18 protein-coding genes and 1 tRNA gene are annotated in these 23,378 nt (G+C 62.4%); 11 read left to right on the forward strand and 8 right to left on the reverse strand.

Annotated features, from left to right (window positions below; genetic code table 11):
* Positions 1–3 precede the first annotated feature (3 nt).
* Positions 4–462 carry an NfeD family protein gene (locus tag DEM27_RS06325; RefSeq protein ID WP_109457352.1) on the forward strand — a complete coding sequence of 153 codons (459 nt, stop codon included), beginning with the start codon at positions 4–6 and terminating at the stop codon, positions 460–462.
* 5 nt (positions 463–467) lie between these two features.
* Here the strand turns inward: DEM27_RS06325 and DEM27_RS06330 are convergent, their stop codons facing one another.
* Entirely contained in the window at positions 468–1,463 is a 996-nt protein-coding gene (locus DEM27_RS06330; RefSeq protein WP_109457353.1) for a KpsF/GutQ family sugar-phosphate isomerase, read from the reverse strand.
* Between the two features lie 152 nt (positions 1,464–1,615).
* Here DEM27_RS06330 and DEM27_RS06335 point away from each other — a divergent pair, with 152 nt between their 5' ends.
* Positions 1,616–3,151 carry an outer membrane beta-barrel protein gene (locus DEM27_RS06335; RefSeq protein WP_109457354.1) on the forward strand — a complete coding sequence of 512 codons (1,536 nt, stop codon included), beginning with the start codon at positions 1,616–1,618 and terminating at the stop codon, positions 3,149–3,151.
* Positions 3,152–3,242: 91 nt separating this feature from the next.
* Here the strand turns inward: DEM27_RS06335 and galU are convergent, their stop codons facing one another.
* The gene (gene galU / locus DEM27_RS06340; protein ID WP_109457355.1) at positions 3,243–4,130 is read right to left on the reverse strand and encodes a UTP--glucose-1-phosphate uridylyltransferase GalU; all 888 of its coding nucleotides are present in this window, start codon (positions 4,128–4,130) and stop codon (positions 3,243–3,245) included.
* Positions 4,131–4,339: 209 nt separating this feature from the next.
* On the opposite strand from galU, the gene DEM27_RS06345 reads away from it, so the two are divergent.
* Positions 4,340–5,557, forward strand: a complete 1,218-nt coding sequence (locus tag DEM27_RS06345) for a lytic murein transglycosylase (protein WP_109457356.1) — start codon at positions 4,340–4,342, stop codon at positions 5,555–5,557.
* Positions 5,558–5,629: 72 nt separating this feature from the next.
* Positions 5,630–6,766 carry an SGNH/GDSL hydrolase family protein gene (locus DEM27_RS06350; RefSeq protein WP_245445684.1) on the forward strand — a complete coding sequence of 379 codons (1,137 nt, stop codon included), beginning with the start codon at positions 5,630–5,632 and terminating at the stop codon, positions 6,764–6,766.
* Positions 6,767–7,033: 267 nt separating this feature from the next.
* On the opposite strand, the gene DEM27_RS06360 is transcribed toward DEM27_RS06350, so the two are convergent.
* Positions 7,034–8,488, reverse strand: a complete 1,455-nt coding sequence (locus tag DEM27_RS06360) for a glutamate synthase subunit beta (protein ID WP_109457359.1) — start codon at positions 8,486–8,488, stop codon at positions 7,034–7,036.
* A gap of 175 nt (positions 8,489–8,663) precedes the next feature.
* Entirely contained in the window at positions 8,664–13,388 is a 4,725-nt protein-coding gene (gene gltB, locus DEM27_RS06365) for a glutamate synthase large subunit (RefSeq protein ID WP_245445686.1), read from the reverse strand.
* Between the two features lie 536 nt (positions 13,389–13,924).
* Between gltB and DEM27_RS06370 the strand changes: the two genes are divergently transcribed.
* A complete protein-coding gene (locus DEM27_RS06370) occupies positions 13,925–14,977 on the forward strand; it encodes a threonine aldolase family protein (RefSeq protein ID WP_109457361.1) in 1,053 nt (350 codons plus the stop codon).
* A 152-nt stretch (positions 14,978–15,129) separates the two neighbouring features.
* On the opposite strand, the gene DEM27_RS06375 is transcribed toward DEM27_RS06370, so the two are convergent.
* Positions 15,130–15,996, reverse strand: coding sequence for a LysR family transcriptional regulator (locus tag DEM27_RS06375; protein ID WP_109457362.1), 867 nt, complete (start codon positions 15,994–15,996; stop codon positions 15,130–15,132).
* Between the two features lie 93 nt (positions 15,997–16,089).
* On the opposite strand from DEM27_RS06375, the gene DEM27_RS06380 reads away from it, so the two are divergent.
* Complete coding sequence (locus DEM27_RS06380) at positions 16,090–17,085, forward strand: bile acid:sodium symporter family protein (protein ID WP_109457363.1); 996 nt, start codon at positions 16,090–16,092, stop codon at positions 17,083–17,085.
* Between the two features lie 55 nt (positions 17,086–17,140).
* Here the strand turns inward: DEM27_RS06380 and DEM27_RS06385 are convergent, their stop codons facing one another.
* Positions 17,141–17,623 carry an Hsp20 family protein gene (locus tag DEM27_RS06385; RefSeq protein ID WP_109457364.1) on the reverse strand — a complete coding sequence of 161 codons (483 nt, stop codon included), beginning with the start codon at positions 17,621–17,623 and terminating at the stop codon, positions 17,141–17,143.
* A gap of 410 nt (positions 17,624–18,033) precedes the next feature.
* Between DEM27_RS06385 and DEM27_RS06390 the strand changes: the two genes are divergently transcribed.
* On the forward strand, positions 18,034–19,002 hold the full coding sequence (locus DEM27_RS06390) for an alpha/beta fold hydrolase (RefSeq protein ID WP_109457365.1): 969 nt from the start codon (positions 18,034–18,036) through the stop codon (positions 19,000–19,002).
* 19 nt (positions 19,003–19,021) lie between these two features.
* Here DEM27_RS06390 and hisN read toward each other — a convergent pair whose 3' ends face one another.
* Both hisN and DEM27_RS06400 read right to left on the reverse strand, forming a co-directional pair.
* Positions 19,022–19,795: a histidinol-phosphatase gene (hisN, locus tag DEM27_RS06395; RefSeq protein ID WP_109457366.1), complete on the reverse strand. Its 774-nt coding sequence runs from the start codon at positions 19,793–19,795 to the stop codon at positions 19,022–19,024.
* 272 nt (positions 19,796–20,067) lie between these two features.
* Positions 20,068–20,952 carry an N-formylglutamate amidohydrolase gene (locus DEM27_RS06400; protein WP_109457367.1) on the reverse strand — a complete coding sequence of 295 codons (885 nt, stop codon included), beginning with the start codon at positions 20,950–20,952 and terminating at the stop codon, positions 20,068–20,070.
* A gap of 194 nt (positions 20,953–21,146) precedes the next feature.
* Between DEM27_RS06400 and cpdR1 the strand changes: the two genes are divergently transcribed.
* From cpdR1 to DEM27_RS06420, 4 genes are all read left to right on the forward strand, one after another.
* On the forward strand, positions 21,147–21,509 hold the full coding sequence (gene cpdR1 / locus DEM27_RS06405) for a response regulator CpdR1 (protein ID WP_109457368.1): 363 nt from the start codon (positions 21,147–21,149) through the stop codon (positions 21,507–21,509).
* Positions 21,510–21,591: 82 nt separating this feature from the next.
* Positions 21,592–21,666, forward strand: a tRNA-Val gene (locus DEM27_RS06410).
* 328 nt (positions 21,667–21,994) lie between these two features.
* Entirely contained in the window at positions 21,995–22,393 is a 399-nt protein-coding gene (locus DEM27_RS35175; RefSeq protein WP_420028800.1) for a helicase HerA-like domain-containing protein, read from the forward strand.
* A 287-nt stretch (positions 22,394–22,680) separates the two neighbouring features.
* The gene (locus DEM27_RS06420) at positions 22,681–23,367 is read left to right on the forward strand and encodes a hypothetical protein (protein WP_109457370.1); all 687 of its coding nucleotides are present in this window, start codon (positions 22,681–22,683) and stop codon (positions 23,365–23,367) included.
* The last annotated feature ends 11 nt before the right edge of the window (positions 23,368–23,378 follow it).

Raw genomic sequence — 23,378 nt, forward strand, 5'->3', positions numbered from 1 at the left:
CCGATGATCCATGCGCTTGCCGAGGAACTCGGGCCGTGGGGATGGTGGCTGCTCGGCCTGGTGCTGCTGGCCGCCGAACTGGTGTTGCCGGGCGTCTTTCTCGTCTGGATCGGTGCCGCCGCCATCGTCGTCGGCGCGCTGTCGCTGCTGTTGTGGGAAACGTCCTTCTGGCTCTGGCAGGTGCAACTGCTGATCTTCGCCGCCCTGTCGGTAGTGAGCGTCTTTCTCGGCCGGCGCCTGTTGTCCAACGGCAATGCCGTCACCGACGAGCCGCTGCTCAACCAGCGGGGCGCAAGCCTCGTCGGCCGGACGGCGACATTGCATGAGCCGGTCGTCGAAGGCCGGGGCCGCATCCGCCTGGATGATACGTTCTGGCCGGTGATGGGCCCGGACCTGCCGGCCGGCACCCGTGTTCGCGTCACCACCAGCAACGGCCGCGACCTGACGATCGAAGCCATCTGATCGGCTCAGGCCACGCCGATCCGCAGCAGGTCATGGAAATGAATGATGCCGATGGGAAAACGCTCGGCATCGACCACCATGAGCGCCGAAATATTGTGCTTCTGCAACAGTGCCATGGCGCCGGTCGCCAGCGTTTCCTCGCTGACCGTCTTCGGCGTGCGGGTCATGATATCGTCGACATTGAGCGCACTGAGATTGCGGCCGAGGTTACGGGCGATATCGCCGTCGGTAACGATGCCGCACAGGCGCCCGTCGGCATCAATGACGCCGACGCAGCCGAAGCGCATATGCGACAGCGTCTCCACTGCAAGTTGCATCGACGAGCCCAGCGGCACCAGCGGCACCCGGTCGCCCTTGTGCATGATATCGGAGACATGGGTCAGGCTCGCTCCCAGCTTGCCGCCGGGATGGAAGGTGCGGAAATCATGGGCGGTGAAACCGCGCGCTTCGAGAAGCGCCACCGCAAGCGCATCGCCGATGGCGAGTTGCATCAGCGTCGAGGTGGTTGGTGCCAGGCCGTGCGGGCAGGCTTCCTGCTCGTTGGGCAGGAGCAGACGGACATCGGACTCGCGCGCCAGCGTCGAATTGACGCCGGAGGTGATGGCGATCAGCGGGATGGCGAAGCGGCGGGAAAAAGCGATGATGCCGCGCAGTTCGGCGCTCTCGCCACTCCACGACAGCGCGATGATGACGTCGTCCTGGGTGATCATGCCGAGGTCGCCGTGATTGGCTTCGACGGGATGGACGAAGAAGGACGGCGTGCCGGTGGAGGCGAATGTCGCCGCCAGCTTGGAGCCGATATGGCCGCTCTTGCCGATGCCGGTGACGACAACCCGGCCGCTGATGCCACCGATGATTTCCACGGCCCGGGTAAACGGCTCGCCCAATCCGTTCGAAAGGGCATTTTCGATCGACTGCAGCCCGTTCTTTTCGGTGGCGATCGTCCGCAGGGCGGATTCGACCGCGTTGCTTTCGACCAGTTTTATCGCGCGCTTGATCATGGCGATCAGTTAGCGCTTTTCCCGGTTCAAGTCCATCGACAATGGCCGGGCGCGGGCAAACATCGCGGCCGCCGCCGCGGGCGATAAAGGAAACGTTAACCACGAGGCTTTACGATTGCGTAATCTTTCCAGCGACCGCCGGGCATGAACGCATGACACACACAGCATACCATGGCGGAAAATCGTCCCGCCGTCCGACGGCGCGCGGCGCGGCGCTGCTGATCGGCTGCACGGTGCTTTGCGCACCGGCACTGCTGTTTGCGCAATCGGCAACCCGCAACACGCAGATGAAGCTGCCAACGGCAACCGCGACCTTCGACGGCAGCGATGCATCCGGCCTCGATACCAATGCAGCCACTGCAACGGAAACCACGACAAAAAAGGCGCCGTCGAAGCTCACCACCGGCTCGATCGCCGACCAGGAAGACCCGCCCGGCGGCATCAATACGCGGGCCCGGCGCCTGAGCGGCCAGGAGGACAATCTGGCGGCGGACGATCTCGGTCGCCTGAACCTGCGAGAAACCACCGAGGACGGGCTTTCCGCCCGCCAGGACCTCACCCGCGACGAGGCCCAGGGCATGCGCCTCGGCACCTTCACCCTGCGCCCGTCGATCACCCAGTCGATCGGCACGGAATCGACCCGCAGCGGCGGCTCGCGCGACAACCGCACCTTCCTGCAGACCGGCATCAAGGGAACGCTGTCTTCGGACTGGTCGCGGCATGCGCTGACCGTCACCGGCGACGGCGTCTGGCAACGAAACATCAGCGGCAATGCCGAGACCGAACCGTCGGCCAACATCGATGCCCTGCTGCGCCTCGACCTTGCCGACAAAACGATCATGAACATAACCGGCGGCTACAGCTTCTCCCGCGAGGATGCCGAGGATCCGAACGCCATCGCCGGCGCCAAGACACAGGCCGGTGTCCATACGTTCAATACCGGCGTCGAACTGAAACGGGATCTCGGCGTCATCCGCGGCGCGATCGGCGCAGGGCTTGAGCGGCGGGTCTATTCGGATGTGGAACTCTCCGACGGCAGCGAGCTTTCGCTGCATGATCGGGACCGGTGGAGCGGCGATCTGCGCGGCCGCGTCGGTTACGAACTGTCTCCCGCGCTCATTCCGTTCGTCGAAGCCTCGGTCGGCCGCTCCCGCTACGATCTCCGGACGGATACGCTGGGTTACGCCCGCTCCTACTGGACCTACACCGGCAAGGTCGGCATGGAGGTCGATCTCGGCGAAAAGCTGCGCGGCGAACTGGGCGTCGGCTATAAAACCGCGCGCTTCGACGACGACCGGCTGAAGAGCCTCGACGGCGCGCTGGTCGAAGGCAATGTCGCCTGGTCGCCGCAGCGCGGCACGGATGTGACGATCGGCATGACGACCACCGTCGAACCGTCGACCGCAGCCGGCCAAAGCGGCTACATGGGTTACGGCATCAACGCCGGCATCGCCCACGAGGTGCGCGACAACGTCGTCGCCCGCCTCACCGGTGCTGCAACACTGCGCGACTATCCGAGAGGCGGCTCGCAGAACGAAACGGTCTATCTCGTCGGCACCGGCCTGACATGGGGCCTCAACCGCCACCTCGACGTGACCGGTGACATCTCCTACGAGCGCACCGTCCGGAAAAGCGGCTCCGATACCGACGTGCTGCGCGCCGGCATCGGCCTGACCCTCAAGCGGTAGAGGTTCATCGGCCTTTCCATCATGCGAAAAAGGGCCTGGCTTTGCGCCCGGCCCTTGGTGTTGCGTAAGGCTGACAGGCGGCGACAGCGCCTTACTTCAGCCCGGCCAGCAGCGCCTTCAGCGGCTCCTCGACGGTGGCGCGGATATCGGCGCGGTCCAGCGCGAAGGCGACGTTGGCGAGGATGAAGCCATCCTTGGCGCCGCAATCGAAGGTTTCGCCGCGGAAATGGTAACCGGCGAAATCCTGCGAGGTGGAGAGCTTCAGCATCGCATCCGTCAGCTGGATCTCGTTGCCGGCGCCGCGCTCCTGGGTTTCCAGGATCTTGAAGATTTCCGGCTGCAGGATGTAGCGACCGTTGATGAAGAAATTCGACGGCGCAGTGCCCTTGGCCGGCTTTTCCACCATGCCGGTGATCTTGAAGCCGTTGCCGATCGGATCGCCGACGCCGACGATGCCGTATTTGTGGGCCTGGTCGGGGGCGCATTCCTCGACGGCGATGACGTTGCCGCCGCTATGGTCGTACAGCTCGACCATGCTCTTCATGCAGCCCTTTTCGCCGCGCATGATCATGTCGGGCAAAAGCAGCGCAAACGGCTCGTTGCCGATGATCTCGCGGGCGCACCAGACGGCGTGGCCGAGGCCGAGCGGCTCCTGCTGGCGAGTGAAGCTGGTCGTGCCCGCCTTCGGCAGCAGGCCGGACAGCAGGGTCAGCTCGGCATTCTTGTGGCGCTCGCGCAACGTCTGCTCGAGTTCGAACTGGATGTCGAAATAATCCTCGATCACATGCTTGCTGCGGCCGGTGACGAAGACCAGGTGCTCGATCCCGGCCGCGACGGCCTCCTCGACCACATACTGGATGACCGGCTTGTCGACGACGGTCAGCATTTCCTTCGGCACCGACTTGGTGGCGGGCAGGAACCGGGTTCCCAGACCTGCAACGGGAAAGACTGCCTTACGCACTTTTTGATGCTGGTTCACACATGCCTCCTCAGGCGTTTTGCGGGGTCTCGTTCATGACCTTGTGTTTCGACCTAGGACAAATTTGCTACTTTTTTGCAAAAGATGACCCGCTTTGTGTTTCATGGTAAAGAGTTTGTTGACTTCATTCTTGTAATCTTCGCGTTTGAGCCGGATGTGTATTTCGCCTTCCGAACCGCAACTCATGAGAGAAACGGACAGGACAGTTGATGACCAACAATCGAAAGTTCTCCCTCCTGGGCCTCGCTCTGGCGTTCGTGGTCGCAACGACCGTGACGCCCGCGCCTGCACGCGCCGATGCCGGTTTTAGACAGTGGATCGACAATTTCTACGAAACGGCGTCGCAAAGCGGCATCACCCGTGCGACCTACCGCAAGGCCTTTGCCGGCGTGACCGATCCCGATCCGGATGTTCTGGAAAAGGCGCGTTATCAGCCGGAATTCAAGTCGAGAGTGTGGGACTACGTCGATTCCCGTGTCAATCCGTATACCGTCAAGATCGGCCGCGAGATGGCCGTCAAGCACGGTCAGACGTTGAAGGCACTGGAACGTCATTTCGGTGTCGATAAGAATATCCTCCTCGCCATCTGGTCGATGGAATCTAATTATGGCGCAGTTTTGGAGAAGGAAGACCGTCTTCACTATGTTCCGCGCGCTTTGGCCACGCTTGCCTATGCCGACCCGAAGCGGGCGAAATTTGCCCGCACCCAGTTGGTCGCGGCGCTGAAGATCCTGCAGAACGGCGATATCAGCGCCAACGGCATGACCGGCTCCTGGGCCGGCGCCATGGGTCATACCCAGTTCATCCCGACCAGCTACCTGCTCTACGCCATCGACGCCGACGGCAACGGCCATCGCGACATCTGGAATTCCGTGCCGGATGCGCTGGCGACCTCCGCCAACCTGTTGATGAAAAACGGCTGGCAGACGGGCAAGACCTGGGGCTACGAGGTGGTCGTGCCATCAGGCGGCAACAAATATTCCGGCAAGACGCTGACGCTGGCCGAGTGGGAGAAGCTCGGCTTCATCCGGCCGAGCGGCAAGGGGTTCAAGAACGGCAAGGACCGCGCCTCGCTGAAATTGATGGCGGGCGCCGGTGGCCCCGGCTTCCTGATGACCAAGAACTTCTTCACCATCAAGAAATACAATGCCGCCGACACCTATGCGCTGGCCGTCGGATTGCTGGCCGACGAAATCGCCGGTTACGGCGGCATGCAGCAGCGCTGGCCGCGTCCGGACGGCACGCTCGACGTCAGGGAGAAGTTCGAATTGCAGACCCGCCTCAAGGCGCTCGGTTATTACAACGGCGAGGTGGACGGTAATTTCGGTTCCGGCTCCAAGGCGGCGATCACCAGCATTCAGCAGCGGCTCGGCATGGAACAGAACGGCGAACCATCGCAGGCGCTGCTCAACGCGCTCAGAAAATAGCGCTGGTCCTTGTGCGGCGAACGGCGTAATCAAAACGGGATGAAGACACGCCCATCCTCATCGACGGGTCTGATGCAGCGGAGCCTTGCGGCTCTGCTGGCATTGTTGTTTTGCTTTTCCTGCCTGCCGCCGCCTGCCTATGCCCAGGATCGCGGAGAGCGCAAGACGCTGCTGCAACTGCTGTTCGGCAAGAAACCCAAGAAGGCCGCGGTCGAAGAAATCATCACGCCACGCCAGACGCGGCCACGCACCCGCAAGCGCAATCCTGCCGCCAATACGACAGCCACTGCAGCCAGCCAGGACCAGCCGCAACCCGTGACCAAGGCGGAAAACGCCAGGAAAATCCTGGTAATCGGCGACTTCCTGGCAAACAGCCTCGGCGACGGACTGACGGCGGCCTTCGAGACATCGCCGAATGTCGTCGTCGAAAACCGCAACAGCGTCGCCTCCGGCCTGGTGCGTGAAGACCACTACGACTGGCAGGCGCAGTTGCCGACCTTCATCGACGAGATCAAGCCGGCGATGGTGGTGATCATGATCGGCGCCAACGACCGGCAGCAGATGGCGATCAACGGCACGCGCGAAAAATTCCGCACGGAAGCCTGGCTGAAGGAATATGAGGTCCGCGCCGCCAAACTGGCGGCAGCGGTACGCTCCCGGAACCTGCCCTTGCTCTGGGTCGGCCTGCCGGCCTTCCAGTCGCCGTCGATGACGGCGGATGCGCTGCAGTTCAACGGCATGTTCCGCACGCAGGTGGAGCGCGCCGGCGGCGAGTTCATCGACGTCTGGGACGGTTTCGTCGACGAGAACGGCAAATTCGTCATCACCGGCTCCGACGTCAACGGCCAGCAGGTGCGATTGCGCAATTCCGACGGCATGAACCTGACGCGTGCCGGCCGTCGCAAGCTCGCCTTCTACGTCGAAAAATCGGCAAAACGGCTTCTCGGCGATACGGCGTCGCCGGAACTGGTCCGGCTCGACGCCAGCAATCTTCCCGAACTCCTCGACCTGCCGCCGGCCGAAAACAACAGGATCGTGCGCACACCGCCGATCAGCCTGATCGACCCCGAACTCGACGGCGGCAAGGAATTGCTCGGCGCCCGCGCCATGCCCGTCATGCTCGACCAGTCCGCCCGCCGGCTGCTGATCGAAAAGGGAGAAATGGAAGCGGCGCCGGCGGGGCGCATCGATGATTATCGGATGAAGTAGAAGCCATCCGGCAATTGCGTGGGGCGTCATAGGAATGGTGCCCGACAAACCATCACCAGTCTGTCAACAAGTGACCATTTTCTCGATAACGTCGTCCTCGGCCATGTCCCGAGCATCTGCCGTCGCCCGACAAGTCATTGACGGCAAAGGATCTATGGGTCGTGCTTGGATGCTCGGCACAAGGCCGAGCAGGACGCAGGAGCGGTTTTCCGGCATGTCAGCAGCCTGAAAAGCGACCGACATGCCAAACCCGGCGATATGTTCCGCTTACCGCGGCAGGATGCTCGATCCCATCAACGCTTCATCGATCGCCCGCGCCGCCTGGCGGCCTTCGCGGATCGCCCAGACGACCAGCGACTGGCCACGACGGACGTCGCCGGCGGTCCAGAGCTTGTCGACCGAGGTCTTGTAGTCCTTGTCGTTGGCGACGACGTTGGTCGAGCCGCGGCGGTCGACGTTGAGCGTCAGCTTGCCTTCCAGGTCCTTCAGCACGCTGTTGGTGAAAGGACCGCTGAAACCGATGGCGATGAAAGCGAGATCGGCCTTGATGACGAACTCCGTGCCGGCAATCGGCTTGCGGCGCTCGTCCACTTCGCAGCATTTTACACCGGTGAGCAACCCGTCTTCGCCGACGAATTCCAGCGTCGCGACCTGGAATTCGCGGATGGCGCCTTCGGCCTGCGACGAGGAGGTGCGCATCTTCGTCGCCCAGAACGGCCAGACGGCAAGCTTGTCTTCCTTTTCCGGCGGCTGCGGCCGGATGTCGAGCTGGGTCACCTTGACGGCGCCCTGGCGGAAGGCGGTGCCGACGCAGTCGGACGCGGTATCGCCGCCGCCGACGACGACGATATGCTTGCCGCCGGCGAGGATCGGATCGGAAGGCCAGCCGACGCTGTCGATGTTTTCACGGCCGACACGGCGGTTCTGCTGCACCAGATAGGGCATGGCATCATGGACGCCGAAAAGATCGACGCCCGGAATGCCGGCTTCGCGCGGGGTTTCCGAGCCGCCGCAATAGAGCACGGCATCATGATCGGCGAGCAGCTGCTCGACCTTGACATCGACGCCGACATTGACGCCGCAATGGAAGGTGACGCCTTCGCCCTTGATCTGCTCGACGCGGCGGTCGATGAAGTTCTTCTCCATCTTGAAGTCGGGAATGCCGTAGCGCAACAGGCCGCCGGGCTTGGATTCGCGTTCGTAGACATGCACGTCATGGCCGGCGCGGCCGAGCTGCTGGGCGGCGGCAAGGCCGGCGGGGCCGGAGCCGATGACGGCGACCTTCTTGCCGGTATGCACCGTTGCCGGCTGCGGCACGATGAAGCCCAGTTCGTAGGCCTTGTCGGCGATCGCCTGTTCCACCGTCTTGATCGCCACCGGCGCATCTTCGAGGTTCAGCGTGCAGGCTTCCTCGCACGGCGCCGGGCAGACGCGGCCGGTGAATTCCGGGAAGTTGTTGGTCGAATGCAGGTTGCGGATCGCCGCTTCCCAATTGTTGTTATAGACGAGGTCGTTCCAATCCGGGATCTGGTTGTGCACCGGACAGCCGGTCGGGCCGTGGCAATAGGGGATGCCACAATCCATGCAGCGGGCGGCCTGTTTCTGCACTTCCGGTTCCGACATCGGGATCGTGAATTCGCGGAAATGGCGAATGCGATCCGACGCCGGCTGATACTTCGCCACCTGGCGGTCGATTTCGAGGAAACCCGTTACCTTGCCCATGTTTTTTCCCTCTTCGAAGCAGTGTGTCCGCTGGACACCGGTGCCTTGAAGCGCAACCCAAAGACGCTTCCGACACAATGATTTCTATGACGACGTCGCCGCCGGCGGCAGACGCGACCGCCCGGATGGCGGCCGCAGCACCTGACGGCGTTGAAAGCGTGCGACCCCGAAGGGATCACTCCGCGGCAATGCCCATGCGCATCCGCTCCATTTCCTCAAGCGCCCGGCGGTATTCGACCGGCATGACCTTGCGGAATTTCGGGCGATAGTCGGCCCAGTTGTCGAGGATCTCCTTGGCGCGTTTCGAACCCGTATAATGCAGGTGGTTCGAAATCAGCTGGTAGAGGCGTTCCTCGTCATGGCGCGTCATGTCTTCCGACACGTCGACGCGGCCCTTGTGCATGAGATCGCCGCCGTGATGGTGCAGCTTCTCAAGCATGTCGTCCTCTTCCGGCACCGGCTCGAGTTCGACCATCGCCATGTTGCAGCGCTTGGCGAAGTCGCCCGTCTCGTCCAGCACGTAGGCGACGCCGCCCGACATGCCGGCCGCGAAGTTGCGGCCTGTTTCGCCGATGACGACGACGACGCCGCCGGTCATGTATTCGCAGCCATGGTCGCCGACGCCTTCGACGACGGCGATGGCGCCGGAGTTGCGCACCGCGAACCGTTCGCCGGCCACGCCGTTGAAGTAGCTCTCGCCGGCGATGGCACCGTACATGACGGTGTTGCCGACGATGATCGACTTTTCCGCGACGATCCGCGAGTTCGCCGGCGGGCGGACGATGATACGGCCGCCCGAAAGCCCCTTGCCGACATAGTCGTTGCCGTCACCGACGAGATCGAAGGTGATGCCCTGTGCCAGGAAGGCGGCGAAAGACTGCCCGGCCGTGCCGTTCAGCGTGACGCGGATCGTATCGTCCTTGAGGCCGCGATGGCCGTAACGCTTCGCCACTTCGCCGGACAGCATGGCGCCGGCCGAGCGGTCGACGTTCTTGATGTCCACGGCAAAGGCAACCGGCGTCTTCGACGTCAGGGCCGCTTCCGCCTGCGCAATCAGCCTCCGGTCGAGGATGTCGTCGATCGGATGTTTCTGGCGGGTCGTCCAGTAGGTCTCTTCCTTCGCAGCCTCCACCTTGTGGAAGATCTTCGAGAAATCGAGGCCGTTTGCCTTCCAGTGGGCAAGCATCGCGTCCTTTTCGAGCAGTTCGGACGCACCGATGATCTCGTCCAGCTTGCGCACGCCGAGCGAAGCGAGGATTTCACGCACTTCTTCGGCGATGAAGAAGAAGTAGTTGACGACGTGTTCCGGCGCGCCCTTGAAGCGCTTGCGCAGCACCGGGTCCTGGGTGGCGACGCCGACCGGGCAGGTGTTCAGGTGGCACTTGCGCATCATGATGCAGCCGGCGGCAATCAGCGGCGCCGTGGCAAAGCCGAACTCGTCGGCGCCGAGCAAGGCACCGATGATGACGTCGCGGCCGGTCTTGAGGCCGCCGTCGACCTGCAGGGCGACGCGCGAGCGCAGGCCGTTCAGCACCAGCGTCTGCTGGGTTTCGGCCAGGCCGATTTCCCAGGGGCTGCCGGCATGTTTCAGCGAGGTCAGGGGCGAAGCGCCGGTGCCGCCGTCGAAGCCGGAGATGGTGATATGGTCGGCGCGCGCCTTGGCGACGCCGGCGGCGACCGTGCCGACGCCGACTTCCGATACCAGCTTGACCGAAACATCCGCCGTCGGGTTGACGTTCTTCAGGTCGTAGATCAGCTGCGCCAGATCCTCGATCGAATAGATGTCGTGGTGCGGCGGCGGCGAGATCAGGCCGACGCCGGGCGTCGAATGCCGGGTCTTGGCAATGGTCGCGTCCACCTTGTGGCCGGGCAACTGGCCGCCCTCGCCGGGCTTGGCCCCCTGCGCCACCTTGATCTGCAGCATGTCGGCATTGACCAGGTATTCGGTGGTGACACCGAAGCGACCGGAAGCCACCTGCTTGATGGCGGACCGCTCCGGGTTGGGCGAACCGTCGTGCAGCGGCAGGTAACGGTCGGCCTCTTCGCCGCCTTCGCCGGTGTTCGACTTGCCGCCGATGCGGTTCATGGCGATCGCCAGCGTCGTATGCGCCTCGCGGCTGATCGAGCCGAAGGACATCGCCCCGGTCGAGAAGCGCTTGACGATCTCGGACGCCGGCTCGACCTCGTCCAGCGCCACCGGCGCACGGCCGAGCGCTTCGGCGCTCTTGATGGTGAACAGGCCGCGGATGGTGTTGAGCCGCAGCGACGAGGCATTCACCATCTCGGCGAATTCGCGGTAACGATCCTCGGCATTGCCGCGCACCGCATGCTGCAGCGAAGCGACGACGTCCGGCGTCCAGGCGTGGTCTTCGCCGCGCATGCGGAAGGCATATTCGCCGCCGATATCGAGCGTCTTCGCCAGCAGCGGGTCCTTGCCGAAGGCGGCCGCATGGCGCGCCGCCGTCTCGCGGGCGATTTCTTCCAGGCCGACGCCTTCGATGGTGGTTGCCGTGCCGAAGAAATACTTGTCGACCAGCTCCGTCTTCAGGCCGATCGCATCGAAGATCTGGCCGCCGCAATAGGACTGGTAGGTCGAGATGCCCATCTTCGACATGACCTTGAGGATGCCTTTGCCGACCGCCTTGATGTAGCGGTAGACGACTTCGCTGGCATCGACCTCCTTCGGGAACTCGCCGCGGGCATGCATGTCGAGCAGCGTGTCGAAGGCCAGGTAGGGGTTGATCGCTTCCGCGCCGTAACCGGCGAGCAGACAGAAATGATGCACTTCGCGCGGCTCGCCGGATTCGACGACGATGCCGACCGAGGTGCGCAAGCCCTTGCGGATCAGGTGGTGATGCACGGCGGCCGTCGCCAGCAGCGCCGGAATGGCGATACGGTCCGGGCCGACCTGACGGTCGGAGAGCACGATGATGTTGTAGCCGCCGCGAACGGCCGCCTCCGCCCGCTCGCACAGGCGATCAAGCATTTCCGGCAGGCCTTCCGAGCCGCGCGACACGTCATAGGTGAAGTCGAGCGTCTTGGTGTCGAAGCGGTCCTCGGTGTGGCCGATGGAACGGATCTTTTCGAGGTCGCCGTTGGTCAGGATCGGCTGGCGCACTTCCAGGCGCTTGGCGTTGGCCATGCCTTCGTGATCGAGGATGTTCGGACGCGGGCCGATGAACGACACCAGACTCATGACCAGCTCCTCGCGGATCGGGTCGATCGGCGGGTTGGTCACCTGCGCGAAGTTCTGCTTGAAATAGGTGTAGAGCAGCTTGTTCTTGGTCGACATCGCCGAAATCGGCGTGTCGGTGCCCATCGAGCCGATCGCTTCCTGGCCGGTGGTCGCCATCGGCGACATCAGCAGCCTGGTGTCTTCCTGAGTGTAGCCGAATGCCTGCTGGCGGTCGAGCAGCGACACGTCGCGGCGCAACGCCCGCGGCTCCACCGGCTTCAGCTCCTCGAGGATCAGCTGGGCGCGATCCAGCCAGTTGCGGTAGGGATGCTTGTTGGCAAGCTGCGACTTCACCTCGTCGTCGGAGACGATGCGGCCCTGCTCCATATCGATGAGCAGCATCTTGCCCGGCTGCAGGCGCCACTTCTGGACGATGTTTTCCTCCGGCACCGGCAGCGTGCCGGCTTCCGAAGCGAGGATGACGCGATCGTCATCGGTGACGAGATAACGGGCCGGACGCAGGCCGTTGCGGTCGAGCGTCGCGCCGATCTGGCGGCCGTCGGTGAAGCAGACGGCCGCCGGGCCGTCCCACGGCTCCATCAGGGCAGCGTGATATTCGTAGAACGCCTTGCGTTCCGGCGACATCGACTGGTTGCCGGCCCAGGCTTCCGGGATCAGCATCATCACCGCATGCGCCATGGAGTAGCCGCCGCGCACGAGGAATTCGAGCGCGTTGTCGAAGCAGGCCGTATCCGACTGGCCTTCATAAGAGATCGGCCACAGCTTCTCGATGTCGGAACCGAACAGCGGCGACGAAACCGAAGCCTGACGCGCCGCCATCCAGTTGACGTTGGAGCGCAGTGTGTTGATTTCGCCGTTGTGGGCGACCATGCGATAGGGATGGGCGAGTTTCCACGACGGGAAGGTGTTGGTCGAGAAGCGCTGGTGCACCAGGGCGACGGCCGACTCGAAACGCGGGTCCGACAGGTCCTTGTAATAGGCGCCGACCTGGTAGGCGAGGAACATGCCCTTGTAAACGATGGTCGCGCTCGACAGCGACACCGGGTAAAAATTGCTCTCCGCACCCTCGAATTCGGCATAGATGCGGTTGGAGATCACCTTGCGCAGGGTGAAGAGGCGGCGCTCGAACTCGTCGTTGGTCGCTGCCCGCTTGCCGGCGCCGATGAAGATCTGCACGTGATGCGGCTCGGTGGCGGCGATGTCGGGCGCCCTGGAGAGCGAAGAATTGTCGACCGGCACGTCGCGATAGCCGAGCAGCACCTGGCCTTCTTCCTCGACCACCTGCTTGATGATCGCCTTGAAGTGGGCGATCTGCTTGTCGTCGCGCGGCATGAAGATGTGGCCGACGCCATATTCGCCGGCCTTCGGCAAGGTAATGCCCTGCTTGGCCATTTCTTCACGGAAGAAGCGGTCGGGGATCTGCACCAGGATGCCGGCGCCGTCGCCCATCAGCGGATCGGCACCGACGGCACCGCGATGCGTCAGGTTTTCGAGGATGAACAGGCCGTCGCGGACGATCTGGTGCGACTTCCTGCCCTTCATATGGGCGATGAAGCCGACGCCGCAGGCATCGTGCTCGTTTCGCGGATCGTAGAGGCCCTGTTTCCGCGGCAGGCCGGTGGGACAGGCCGGCGTTTTGTCGGCGGCTTTGATCTCGCTTCCGACACTCTGCCCAAAACCTCGTGACGGCGTCATCTTCGTCATCGTCTTCCCTCCGTTCGAAACCCGCATGCCGCGGGCAGACCCGTGTTCCGCGCGGCACCCGTTACTCTGGACCCGGCGCGTGACAACTGCGTTGCATTTCCTTTGATCCCGCTCGCTTATCCTGCCTTGCGGCACGCACTTTGGCGGGTCCTGCCTTGCATCGCCTCAATCGCACCGAGGGTACGAGATCGGCAGACTATAGCGCGAATTGCCCTAAGGTTAAGGCATCTTCCGCGCATTTCGGCCTCCAAGGCCGAAATAGGACAGCAAACCTGTCCTATTTCCATCGTTCTATGCCAGAAACGGCGGGGGACCGCAAGGGTGCAAACGGAAAAATATCCGTCGATTGAGACGGAAGATTGCGATACATGAAAACCAGACGAAAGAATATTTCTTGCCGAGCAAATAATCTTCCCTTTGATTGCTTACTTGGGTTTTTGCCCAACCCAGGCCGGGCGGGAGATTGCATGTGCCGGACTTTGCCTTAAGGTCGTCCGCCGATCGCACTTTCCGTGATTTCCAGCCGGGTACACTTCATGTTTTTCGCTTCCGACAACTGGGCCGGCGCCCATCCCCTCATTGCCGAACGTCTCTTCCAGGAATCCGGCGGTTTTGCCTCCGCCTACGGCACCAGCGACCTCGACCGGAAGGTCGAGGCGCATTTTCGCGACGTCTTCCAGCACGACGTCGCCGTCTTCTTCGTTGGCACCGGCACGGCGGCGAATTCGCTGGCGCTGGCCAGCGTCACCCGCCCCGGCGGCGTTTCCTTCTGTCATGACGAGGCGCATGTGATGGCCGACGAATGCGGCGCGCCGGAATTCTTCAGCGGCGCGGCCCGGCTTGTCGCCGTCGGCGGCGCGCACGGCAAGATCGATCCCGCCGATCTCAAGGCGAAGATCGGCCGCTTTCCGCCCGGCGCCGTGCACCAGGGCCAGCCGACCGCCGTCACCATCACCCAGGCAAGCGAGATCGGCACCGTCTATTCGCTCGACGAGATCGAGGCGATCGCCGAAATCACCCGTGCCCACAGCCTGCCGCTGCACATGGACGGCGCCCGCTTCGCCAACGCGCTGGTTTCCCTCGATGCGACGCCGGCCGACATGACCTGGAAACGCGGCGTCGACATCCTCTCCTTCGGCGGCACCAAGAACGGTTGCTGGTGCGCCGAGGCGCTGGTGTTCTTCAAGCCGGAAATCGCAAAGGAAGTGCCCTTCCTGCGCAAGCGCTCGGCGCAGCTCTTTTCCAAGTCGCGCTTCATCGCCGCCCAGTTCGACGCCTATTTCAAGGGTGGCCTGTGGCTCGACCTCGCCCGCCACGCCAACGGCATGGCCGACGAATTGCGCGCCGGCCTTTCCGCCTCCAACCGGGCGCGGCTGGCCTGGGACACCGTGTCCAACGAGGTGTTTGCCGTCGTCACCAAGGATGCGGCAAAAACCGCCGAGGAACGCGGCGCGAAATTCTACGACTGGCCGGTGCCGGCCGAAACGCCTGATCTGCTCGGCGACAACGACATGCTGATCCGCCTCGTCACCAGCTTTGCGACGAGCAAGGATGATGTGGACGGGCTGCTGGCATGTCTGGCGGGGTGAGCGCCTCTTCCCCTTCTCCTCTGCGGGGAGAAGGGGATATGCCGCACCTTTTCCGCTCATTCCCCACTGCGTCGGGCAAGTCCCCTCTCCCCGCAAGCGGGGAGAGGGCTAGGGTGAGGGGCAGGCGCCGCAAGGCGCTCTAAATCCCATCCTCATCCCCGCGCATCCCCCAGCCGCAAACCGCGGACCTTGCGCAGAATATCCTCCGACAATGCCGATACCAGCGCCTGGTCCGCCCCCTTGCGCGGCACCAGCACGAATTCGACATCCTCCAGCGGCGGCAATTTTTCCGGGGCGATCTCCTTCAAGCCCGCCGGCGCCATGCTGCGCGGCTGCACCAGCACGCCCATGCCGGCCAGCGCCGCCGCCGTCAGGCCGCTCAGGCTGCCGCAGGTGCAGACGATCCGCCACGGCACCTGGTGCCGGCCCAGCGCCTCCAGCGCAATGGCGCGGGTGACGCTCGGCGGCGGAAAGGCGATCAGCGGCAGCAGGCCGGAGGACAACACATGCTCGGGATCGCGCGCCAGCCACACCAGCGGCTCGCGGTAGATCAGCCGCCCCAGCACATCACCCAGCCGGCGCTTGGCCAGCACCAGGTCGATCTCGCCATTGTCCTGCATCTCGTAGAGCACGCCCGAAAGCGCCACCGTCAGTTCGAGGTCGACGGACGGATGGGAGCGGACGAAATCCTCCAGAACGGCCGGCAACTGGCTGGTGACGAAATCCTCGGAAACACCGAGCCGGATGCTGCCGCGCAGGCTGCTGTCGCTGAACAGCGCCTGCACCTGCCCTTCGATCGACAGCAGTGCCCGGGCATGGCCGAGCAATGCCTCGCCGTCGCCGGTCAACACCACCCGGTGCGTGTCGCGCGCCAGCAGCCGACGGCCGAGCGCCGTTTCCAGACGCTGGATATGCTGGCTGACGGTGGATTGGCCAAGCCCCAGCCGCTCGGCGGCAAGCGTAAAACTGCCCGCCTGTTCGACAGCGACAAAACTGCGCAATTGCGTCAGGTCGATCATCTTGTCATCTCATTTCGCGATAACTGTTATTCCTTGCATCCTCTATCATAATGAGCGAAGCACGGAAAACTCGATCAACGCCGCGAGATGCCCATGCGCCGTTTTCTTCCCGATACCTTCACCATCCTGCTTGTCTGCACCGTCATCCTCGCCTCGCTGCTGCCGGCGACGGGCACCTTTGCCGACTATTTCGGCATCGCCACCAAGATCGCCATCGCCCTCCTGTTCTTCCTGCACGGCGCACGGCTGCCGCGGGACGTCGTCGTCGCCGGTATCCTGCACTGGCGGCTGCACCTGGCGATCCTCGCCTCCACCTTCGTGCTTTTCCCGATCCTCGGTCTCGCTGCCGGCGTGCTGGTGCCCTCGGTGCTGCCGCCGGCACTCTATACCGGCATCCTGTTCCTCTGCGTCCTGCCCTCGACGGTGCAATCGTCGATCGCCTTCACCTCGATGGCCGGCGGCAACGTGCCCGCAGCGATCTGCTCGGCGTCGGCTTCCAACATTTTCGGCATGTTCCTGACACCGCTCCTGGTCGGCGTCTTGTTTTCCATCGGCGGCCATGGCGGTTTTTCGCTCGACGCGCTGGAACAGATCCTCTTGCAGCTGCTGGCGCCGTTCATCGTCGGCCAGATCCTGCAACCCTGGATCGGCGGCTGGATCCGCGCCCGCAAGAAGCTGCTGACGCCGGTCGATCGCGGCTCGATCCTGATGGTCGTCTATCTCGCCTTCAGCGAGGCCGTCGTCGAGGGGCTCTGGCACAATTTTACGGCGCTGGAACTCGGCGCGGTGATCGTCATCGATATCGTCCTGCTCGTGATCGTGCTGTGCGTCACCATGTTCGGCAGCCGGTTGCTCGGTTTTTCCAAGGAGGACGAGATCACCATCACCTTCTGCGGCTCGAAGAAGAGCCTGGCGAGCGGCGTGCCGATGGCAAGCGCCATCTTCGCCGGACAATCGATCGGCGCCATCGTCCTGCCGCTGATGCTGTTCCACCAGATCCAGCTGATGGCCTGCGCCGTCATCGCCCAGCGATACGCCAGCAAACGGGCGCTTACGGCAGGCGGCAAACCTGCCGCAGCCAAGGCCTGAAACGAAAAGCGGCGCCCCAAGGGACGCCGCCGTTCAGTTTCATCTTGGGAGGATGTTAGTGGGTGATTTGTTCGCTGACCACATCACCTTCGATGGCCTTCGTCGTCTCGACCGGCTCGGCGGCAATTGCAATGCGCCGCGGCTTCATCGCTTCCGGAATGTTGCGCAGAAGGTCGATATGAAGCAGGCCATTCTTCAACGAAGCGGCCTTGACCTCGACATGGTCTGCCAGCTGGAAGCGGCGCTCGAAGGCGCGCTTGGCGATACCGCGATAGAGGTATTCGCTTTCGCCGGCAGTTTCTTCGGCCTTTTCGCCCTTAACGGTCAGGACATGGGCGCGGGCTTCGATGCTGAGTTCAGCCTCGTCGAAACCGGCAACGGCCATGGTGATGCGATAGGTGTTCTCGCCGGTCCGCTCGATATTATAGGGCGGGTAGGTCTGGGCCTGCTCCGGCTGGCCGATGCCATCCAGCATGTTGAACAGACGGTCGAAGCCGACGGTGGAACGATAGAGGGGGGAAAAATCAACGTGACGCATGGTGTCCTCCTTTGAGCGACTGTTTGCGGTTTTCATCCTCCGGCATCCCGCATTGGGCGATGGCGGAGCATTTTTCTGCGGACCCTTCCGGCGCCCGCCAACAACAGATGGGGATGTGTTTTTTGCCGTTCAAGAGGTTTTTCGCATTTTGCGGCATGAACGGAACATGAATGCCCGATTCTGCGCCGGTTCAGCTTCACCGCGCTAGAAAGGTCGTTATTGGGAGCGGACTGCTCCTGGCGACTGAAGTAAACGTCCCCCTTCAGTCCTCTTCCGGCCGGCCCACGCTCCCCCTCCCCTCAAGTTCGCGTGGCCGGCCTTTTTTCTTTTAATTTTTTGCTGTTACGATAGGGCTTGAGGTAAAGAAGGCCGATGGCGGCTGCCGACTTGCAGAAGGACGATCCGAGCTCATGGGCGCCAAGCTTTTTGCCACGCCGGACAATCCGGCACCGGACAATTACACCGCTTCCTACTTCACCACCCATGACGGCATCCAGCTGCGATACGGCATCTTCCGCTCGGCCATCGTACCGGCGCGCGGCACCGTCGTGCTCCTGCACGGCCGCAACGAATGCATCGAGAAATATTTCGAGACGATCCGCGATCTCAACGACCGGGGCCTCTGGGTGGCGACTTATGATTTCCGCGGACAGGGGGGCTCGGCACGGCTTTTGCGCGACGGCATGCCCGGCCACGTCCGCCGATTCTCCGATTACGAACGAGACCTTACGACCTTCCTGGAAGACGTGGTGCTGCCGGATACACGCATGCCGTTTTTCCTGCTCGGCCACTCCACCGGCAGCCTGATCGCGCTATCCGCCGCCACGCGGCTGGAAAGCCGCATCGAACGCATGGTGCTGTGTGCGCCGTTCATCGGCATCGCCCACCGGTCGCTGTCCTTGCGCGCCATTCATTGTCTGTCGCGGCTCTATTGCCTCGCCGGCCTCGGCAAGCTGCAGGTCGGCCGCCAGACCATCCATTCCGGTTTCGAGAACAATCCGCTGACCAGCGACGAACGACGCTTCAATCGCAACGCCGCCTTCCTGGCCAGCCACCCCGAACTCGGCATCGGCCTGCCCACGGCGCTATGGTTGCGCGAAGCGGTGACGGCGATCCGCCGCGTCACCCGGCCGGAACACCTGGCACGCATCCGCATCCCGTCGCTGGTGATCGCGCCCACACGCGACGGCGTCATTCCGTATGCCGACCAGGAGCGCCTGACCCGGTATTTCCGCGCCTCGCAACTGGTGACGATCTACGGCTCGCGCCACGAGATCCTGCAGGAAAGGGATGTCTATCGCGCCCAGGCCCTGGCGGCGATCCACGCCTTCATTCCCGGCAGCGACGCTGTCGAGCAACCCGCCGCCCTGGCGGACTGATAGGAGCCGAAAGCCAGCCTCAGCCGGCGAGAAGGTCGAGCGCCTCGCGATGCACCGCGGCGCTGCCTGCGGCAATCACCCGGCCGCCAGCTTCCGGACGGCCGCCTTCCCAATTGGTGAAGATGCCGCCCGCCTGCTCGACGATCGGGATCAATGCGCCGACGTCGTAGGGTTTCAGGCCGGTTTCGATCACCAGGTCGATATGGCCGGCCGCCAGCAGCGCATAAGCATAACAATCGATGCCGTAACGGAACAGGCGCACCCGGTCCTCGATGACGCGATACCGGTTGATATCGTCACCGACGAACATATGCGGCGAGGTCGTGAACATGATCGCGTTCGACAGCGTACCGCAATCGCGCGTATGGATCTGCCGCTCGCCGTCCGGCCCGGCATACCAGGAGGAGGTGCCGTCGGCGAAATACCGCTCGCCGGTAAACGGCTGGTCCATCAGCCCCATCACCGAGCGACCCTTGTCCTGCAGGCCGATCAGGGTTCCCCAAACCGGCACGCCGGAAATGAAGGCCCGCGTGCCGTCGATCGGGTCGATGACCCAGATGTGGTCGCGATCGAGGCCGATGTCGTCGTGTTCTTCGCCGAGGATGCCGTCATCGGGAAAATGGTCGACGATCAGCCTGCGGATGGCGGCTTCCGCCGCCCGGTCGCCTTCGGTCACCGGATCGAAGCCGAGTTCCTGCTTGTTGACGACATCGAGCCCCGTGCGGAAACGCGGCAGGGTTTCGGCCTTGGCGGCATCCGCCAGTCGGTAGAAGAAAGCGCGATCAGGAAACATGGGGAATCCGGCAATTGGGAGGGGTCAGCATTCATTAGACCAAAAGCAGGCAAATGCAAATGCGACGGCTCAAACCATGGCGCTTTTGGCACCGCAACACAAAAGCCACATTTCTGCTTGACATTTGTGCAGTGCAAAATTATTGTTCACTCACAGTCTTCTGACTGTAAATACCCTCCTTGGGTGTTTCCTCCCTAGACTTAACCGCGCCGCAAAGCGCGGTTTTTTTTGGCCGGATGCGCCCAGGCATTCATGGCAGTCGGGAAGAGGCTTTATTCGGCGGCCAATGCGCCGTGCGAGGCGTACAGATCGACATATTCCGCCATCTGCCGCATGAAGGATGCGATCGCCGCGGCGATGGCGGGAAACTGCGGCCGCTTCAGCAGGCTGGTCTCGTCGACGTAAAGCGACCGGTTGACCTCGATCTGCAGCGCATGCAGCCCGCGCGCCGGACGACCGTAATGTTCGGTGATGAAACCGCCGGCATAAGGCTTGTTGCGCACGGCGGTGAAACCGAGATCTTCGAGGATGTGCATCGCCGTGCGCGAAAGATCGGCCGAGGCGCTGGTGCCGTAGCGGTCGCCGATGATGAAATCCGGCCGGATGTTGCTGCCGGCGACGCGGATGTTGCCCGGCATCGAGTGGCAGTCGATCAACACGCCGAAACCGAACTGCACATGGGTGCGGGCGATCAGCCGCCGCAGGCAGGCATGGTAGGGCTTGTAGATCGCCTCGACGCGCGCCAGCCCTTCCTCCACCGACAGACGCCGGGAATAGATCTCCATGTTTTCGGCGACGATGCGCGGGATGGTGCCGAGCCCGCCGGCAACCCGCACGGAACCGATATTGGCATAGGGCGGCAGGCTGCCGTCGAACATGCGCGGATCGAGTTCGTAGGGCTCGCGATTGACGTCGATGAAGGCGCGCGGGAAATGGGCGAGGAGAAGCGGAGCGCCGAGTTCGACGGCCGAGGAAAACAGTTCATCGACAAAATGATCTTCGGAGCGGCGCAGCGAGGATGGATCAAGACGGGACTGTTCGACGAAATCCACAGGATAGGCGCGGCCGCTGTGAGGCGAGTTGTAGACGAAAGGAATGCGTTGCGCCTCGGGTTCCCGGACCTCGAACAGGCCGCAATCGCTCGGCATGTGCTCCATTCAGCCTCTTTTTGTCTTTACCATGTCATAAAGTCGATGCTTCGCGTATGTTGCCAGTTGCCCGGCGGCAAGTCCATACTATCTATCCAGTGAATTCGTGTGCGTAAGCGTCAGGATTCACCGGATCTTTACCGCGGCTCGTCTATTTTGATGCGCTGATACACCCCTATAAGAATCGAATAACGGTCATTTTCATGAGTCAGAAAATTCTTCTCGCCGAAGACGACAACGACATGCGTCGCTTTTTGGTCAAGGCCCTGGAAAAAGCAGGATACAAGGTTGCCTCCTTCGACAACGGTGCGAGCGCCTATGACCGGTTGCGGGAAGAGCCGTTCTCCTTGCTTTTGACCGACATCGTCATGCCCGAGATGGACGGCATCGAGCTGGCGCGCCGGGCAACGGAACTGGATCCGGACCTCAAGGTGATGTTTATCACGGGCTTTGCCGCCGTTGCCTTGAACCCTGATTCGAAGGCTCCGAAGGACGCGAAGGTCCTTTCCAAGCCCTTCCACCTCCGCGACCTCGTCAACGAGGTCAACAAACTCCTTGTGGCCTAGGGCTTTTCAAAAAATCATCACAAACCGGGAAAAAAGCAGTTGACGCCCCAACCGGTTTTGTGATGTATGCGCCTCATCGGATGGGCGTGTAGCTCAGCGGGAGAGCACTACGTTGACATCGTAGGGGTCACAGGTTCAATCCCTGTCACGCCCACCATCCTTTTCTTTGCAAGGCCCTGTTTTTACAGGGCTTTTCGCATTTAAGGGCTTGGTTCTCCCCTCACTTGGGGGCTTGAAAGGCCCATTGTTTTCATTGCGAATCCTGAAACGTGTCCCTCACCTATTTCAGGCCCTATGTATAAAGAGTGGGCGCAAGGATTCGTGAGTCGGGGCAGCAGTGGACTGCCACAATTGATTCCTTGCGAAAGGCGAATCGAAAGCGGTAAATCCTTGCGAGGGCCGATTCAGGTGCGCAGTTTTGCTTTACCGACCATGTAGATCGCAATTTTCTTCAATCGCTCTCAACTAAAGACAACCGACGCTCGGTGCTCGGCAAGGAAATCTCAGCCGCTAGCGTCCCAGTCTTGGCCGCCGACGTCAAGGGTGACCTATCTGGTGTTGCTGCTACCGGAGAAGCTGGAAGCCGCCTGGCGGCCCGCTCTGCCTCGCTTGGAAGGCAGTTCGTCAGCAGGGCGTTCCCCGTCCAGTTCTGGGATCTGTTCGGCCATGACGGTCTCCCGATCCGGACGGCGGTCCATGCCATGGGGCCGGATCTGCTCGGCCGGATGCTCAGGCTCAACGAGACCCAGCAAGGCGCCCGCCGGCCCCAGCCGGCTGGATCACCTACGCGGTGTGCTCGTTTCGGGGCTGATCGCCGCCCGCGGCTTGACCTACCTGACGTGGCTTGTTGGGTAATGCCGGCGTCGATCGGCACGTCAAAGTAGATGTTTGCCAAGTCGGCCCACCGGCTTGCTGTGATAGGTAATCGACCGTCATCCGTAGGGGCGACGTTCCTCTTCGCACATCAATATCATACGGGGAATGCACCTCTCAAACGTCCGCCCCCGCCAGAGCCGTGTCTTGACGGTCAGCGTGGCATTGCGCGCTCAGGCGTGACATCTTGTGACATTTGGACGTTTAGCGCGATGAACCAAAGGCGAGTTTCAAAATGCACTTCGCTTTGTCGGATAGGTGTGATGATATCAATCCGCAACCCCGGGGATAAAAATCAATGACAGACATCTGGATTTTCAAACAAGATGGCACCATCCAGTGCCGGCCTGAAGGCGAAGGTGAGATCACACTTGCAGTTATGCGCAAGGGTTTGGAGGAATTGATAGGTTCTGAGAACGTCCTTGACGAAGAGAAGCGACAATCGCCTACTCCGATCATTACGATTTGCGGTGCGCCGACAGCACGAGTGAATGCCTACCGCATCACGCCCGAGGGGCTCAGGCGTTTGTTTACTGGGGTCGCTGGTCCCAATGGATTTGCGCTTTATCCCTTTTATACCGAGAAGGGTGGCGACGCGACTTGGCAAGAGGGCGGCGGCTCGACTGTGGTTTCGCCTTCGGGAGATCCGATAATTATCTGGCCTGCCTCGGGTAAAGGCGGCCCGATCGTACCGTGGCCGTCATTTTCTGTAACCAAGCCTCAGAGCGACGATCGCTGGGTGCCTTGGCCGATGCTACTTGTTGAAGCAGCCAAAGGCGATCCTGAGAAACTAGCATCAGCGCTTACTGCGATCATTTCCAACACGAGTGCCGTGGGCAATAACCCAACAACGTTGACGGGTTTAATCGGAAAGCTTTGCCGAGTGTATAAACAGGGAGATGCGATAGCGTTCGATTATATGCAAGGTCGCGTCAACATCGTTTTGAATGACGCTCAGTGCATCGTTCGAATTTGGTTTGGGTGACCGTTGCAGTG

Origin of the sequence: Rhizobium album, from assembly GCF_003122325.1 — a bacterium.
GTDB classification, from domain to species: domain Bacteria; phylum Pseudomonadota; class Alphaproteobacteria; order Rhizobiales; family Rhizobiaceae; genus Metarhizobium; species Metarhizobium album.

What these genes read in the sequence shown, in the direction of transcription:
- DEM27_RS06325 (WP_109457352.1), top strand. Translation starts at nt 4, where the DNA reads ATGATCCATGCGCTTGCCGAGGAACTCGGGCCGTGGGGATGGTGGCTG.
- DEM27_RS06330 (WP_109457353.1), bottom strand. Translation starts at nt 1,463, where the DNA reads ATGATCAAGCGCGCGATAAAACTGGTCGAAAGCAACGCGGTCGAATCC.
- DEM27_RS06335 (WP_109457354.1), top strand. Translation starts at nt 1,616, where the DNA reads ATGACACACACAGCATACCATGGCGGAAAATCGTCCCGCCGTCCGACG.
- DEM27_RS06345 (WP_109457356.1), top strand. Translation starts at nt 4,340, where the DNA reads ATGACCAACAATCGAAAGTTCTCCCTCCTGGGCCTCGCTCTGGCGTTC.
- DEM27_RS06350 (WP_245445684.1), top strand. Translation starts at nt 5,630, where the DNA reads ATGCAGCGGAGCCTTGCGGCTCTGCTGGCATTGTTGTTTTGCTTTTCC.
- DEM27_RS06360 (WP_109457359.1), bottom strand. Translation starts at nt 8,488, where the DNA reads ATGGGCAAGGTAACGGGTTTCCTCGAAATCGACCGCCAGGTGGCGAAG.
- gltB (WP_245445686.1), bottom strand. Translation starts at nt 13,388, where the DNA reads ATGACGAAGATGACGCCGTCACGAGGTTTTGGGCAGAGTGTCGGAAGC.
- DEM27_RS06370 (WP_109457361.1), top strand. Translation starts at nt 13,925, where the DNA reads ATGTTTTTCGCTTCCGACAACTGGGCCGGCGCCCATCCCCTCATTGCC.
- DEM27_RS06375 (WP_109457362.1), bottom strand. Translation starts at nt 15,996, where the DNA reads ATGATCGACCTGACGCAATTGCGCAGTTTTGTCGCTGTCGAACAGGCG.
- DEM27_RS06380 (WP_109457363.1), top strand. Translation starts at nt 16,090, where the DNA reads ATGCGCCGTTTTCTTCCCGATACCTTCACCATCCTGCTTGTCTGCACC.
- DEM27_RS06385 (WP_109457364.1), bottom strand. Translation starts at nt 17,623, where the DNA reads ATGCGTCACGTTGATTTTTCCCCCCTCTATCGTTCCACCGTCGGCTTC.
- DEM27_RS06390 (WP_109457365.1), top strand. Translation starts at nt 18,034, where the DNA reads ATGGGCGCCAAGCTTTTTGCCACGCCGGACAATCCGGCACCGGACAAT.
- hisN (WP_109457366.1), bottom strand. Translation starts at nt 19,795, where the DNA reads ATGTTTCCTGATCGCGCTTTCTTCTACCGACTGGCGGATGCCGCCAAG.
- DEM27_RS06400 (WP_109457367.1), bottom strand. Translation starts at nt 20,952, where the DNA reads ATGGAGCACATGCCGAGCGATTGCGGCCTGTTCGAGGTCCGGGAACCC.
- cpdR1 (WP_109457368.1), top strand. Translation starts at nt 21,147, where the DNA reads ATGAGTCAGAAAATTCTTCTCGCCGAAGACGACAACGACATGCGTCGC.
- DEM27_RS06420 (WP_109457370.1), top strand. Translation starts at nt 22,681, where the DNA reads ATGACAGACATCTGGATTTTCAAACAAGATGGCACCATCCAGTGCCGG.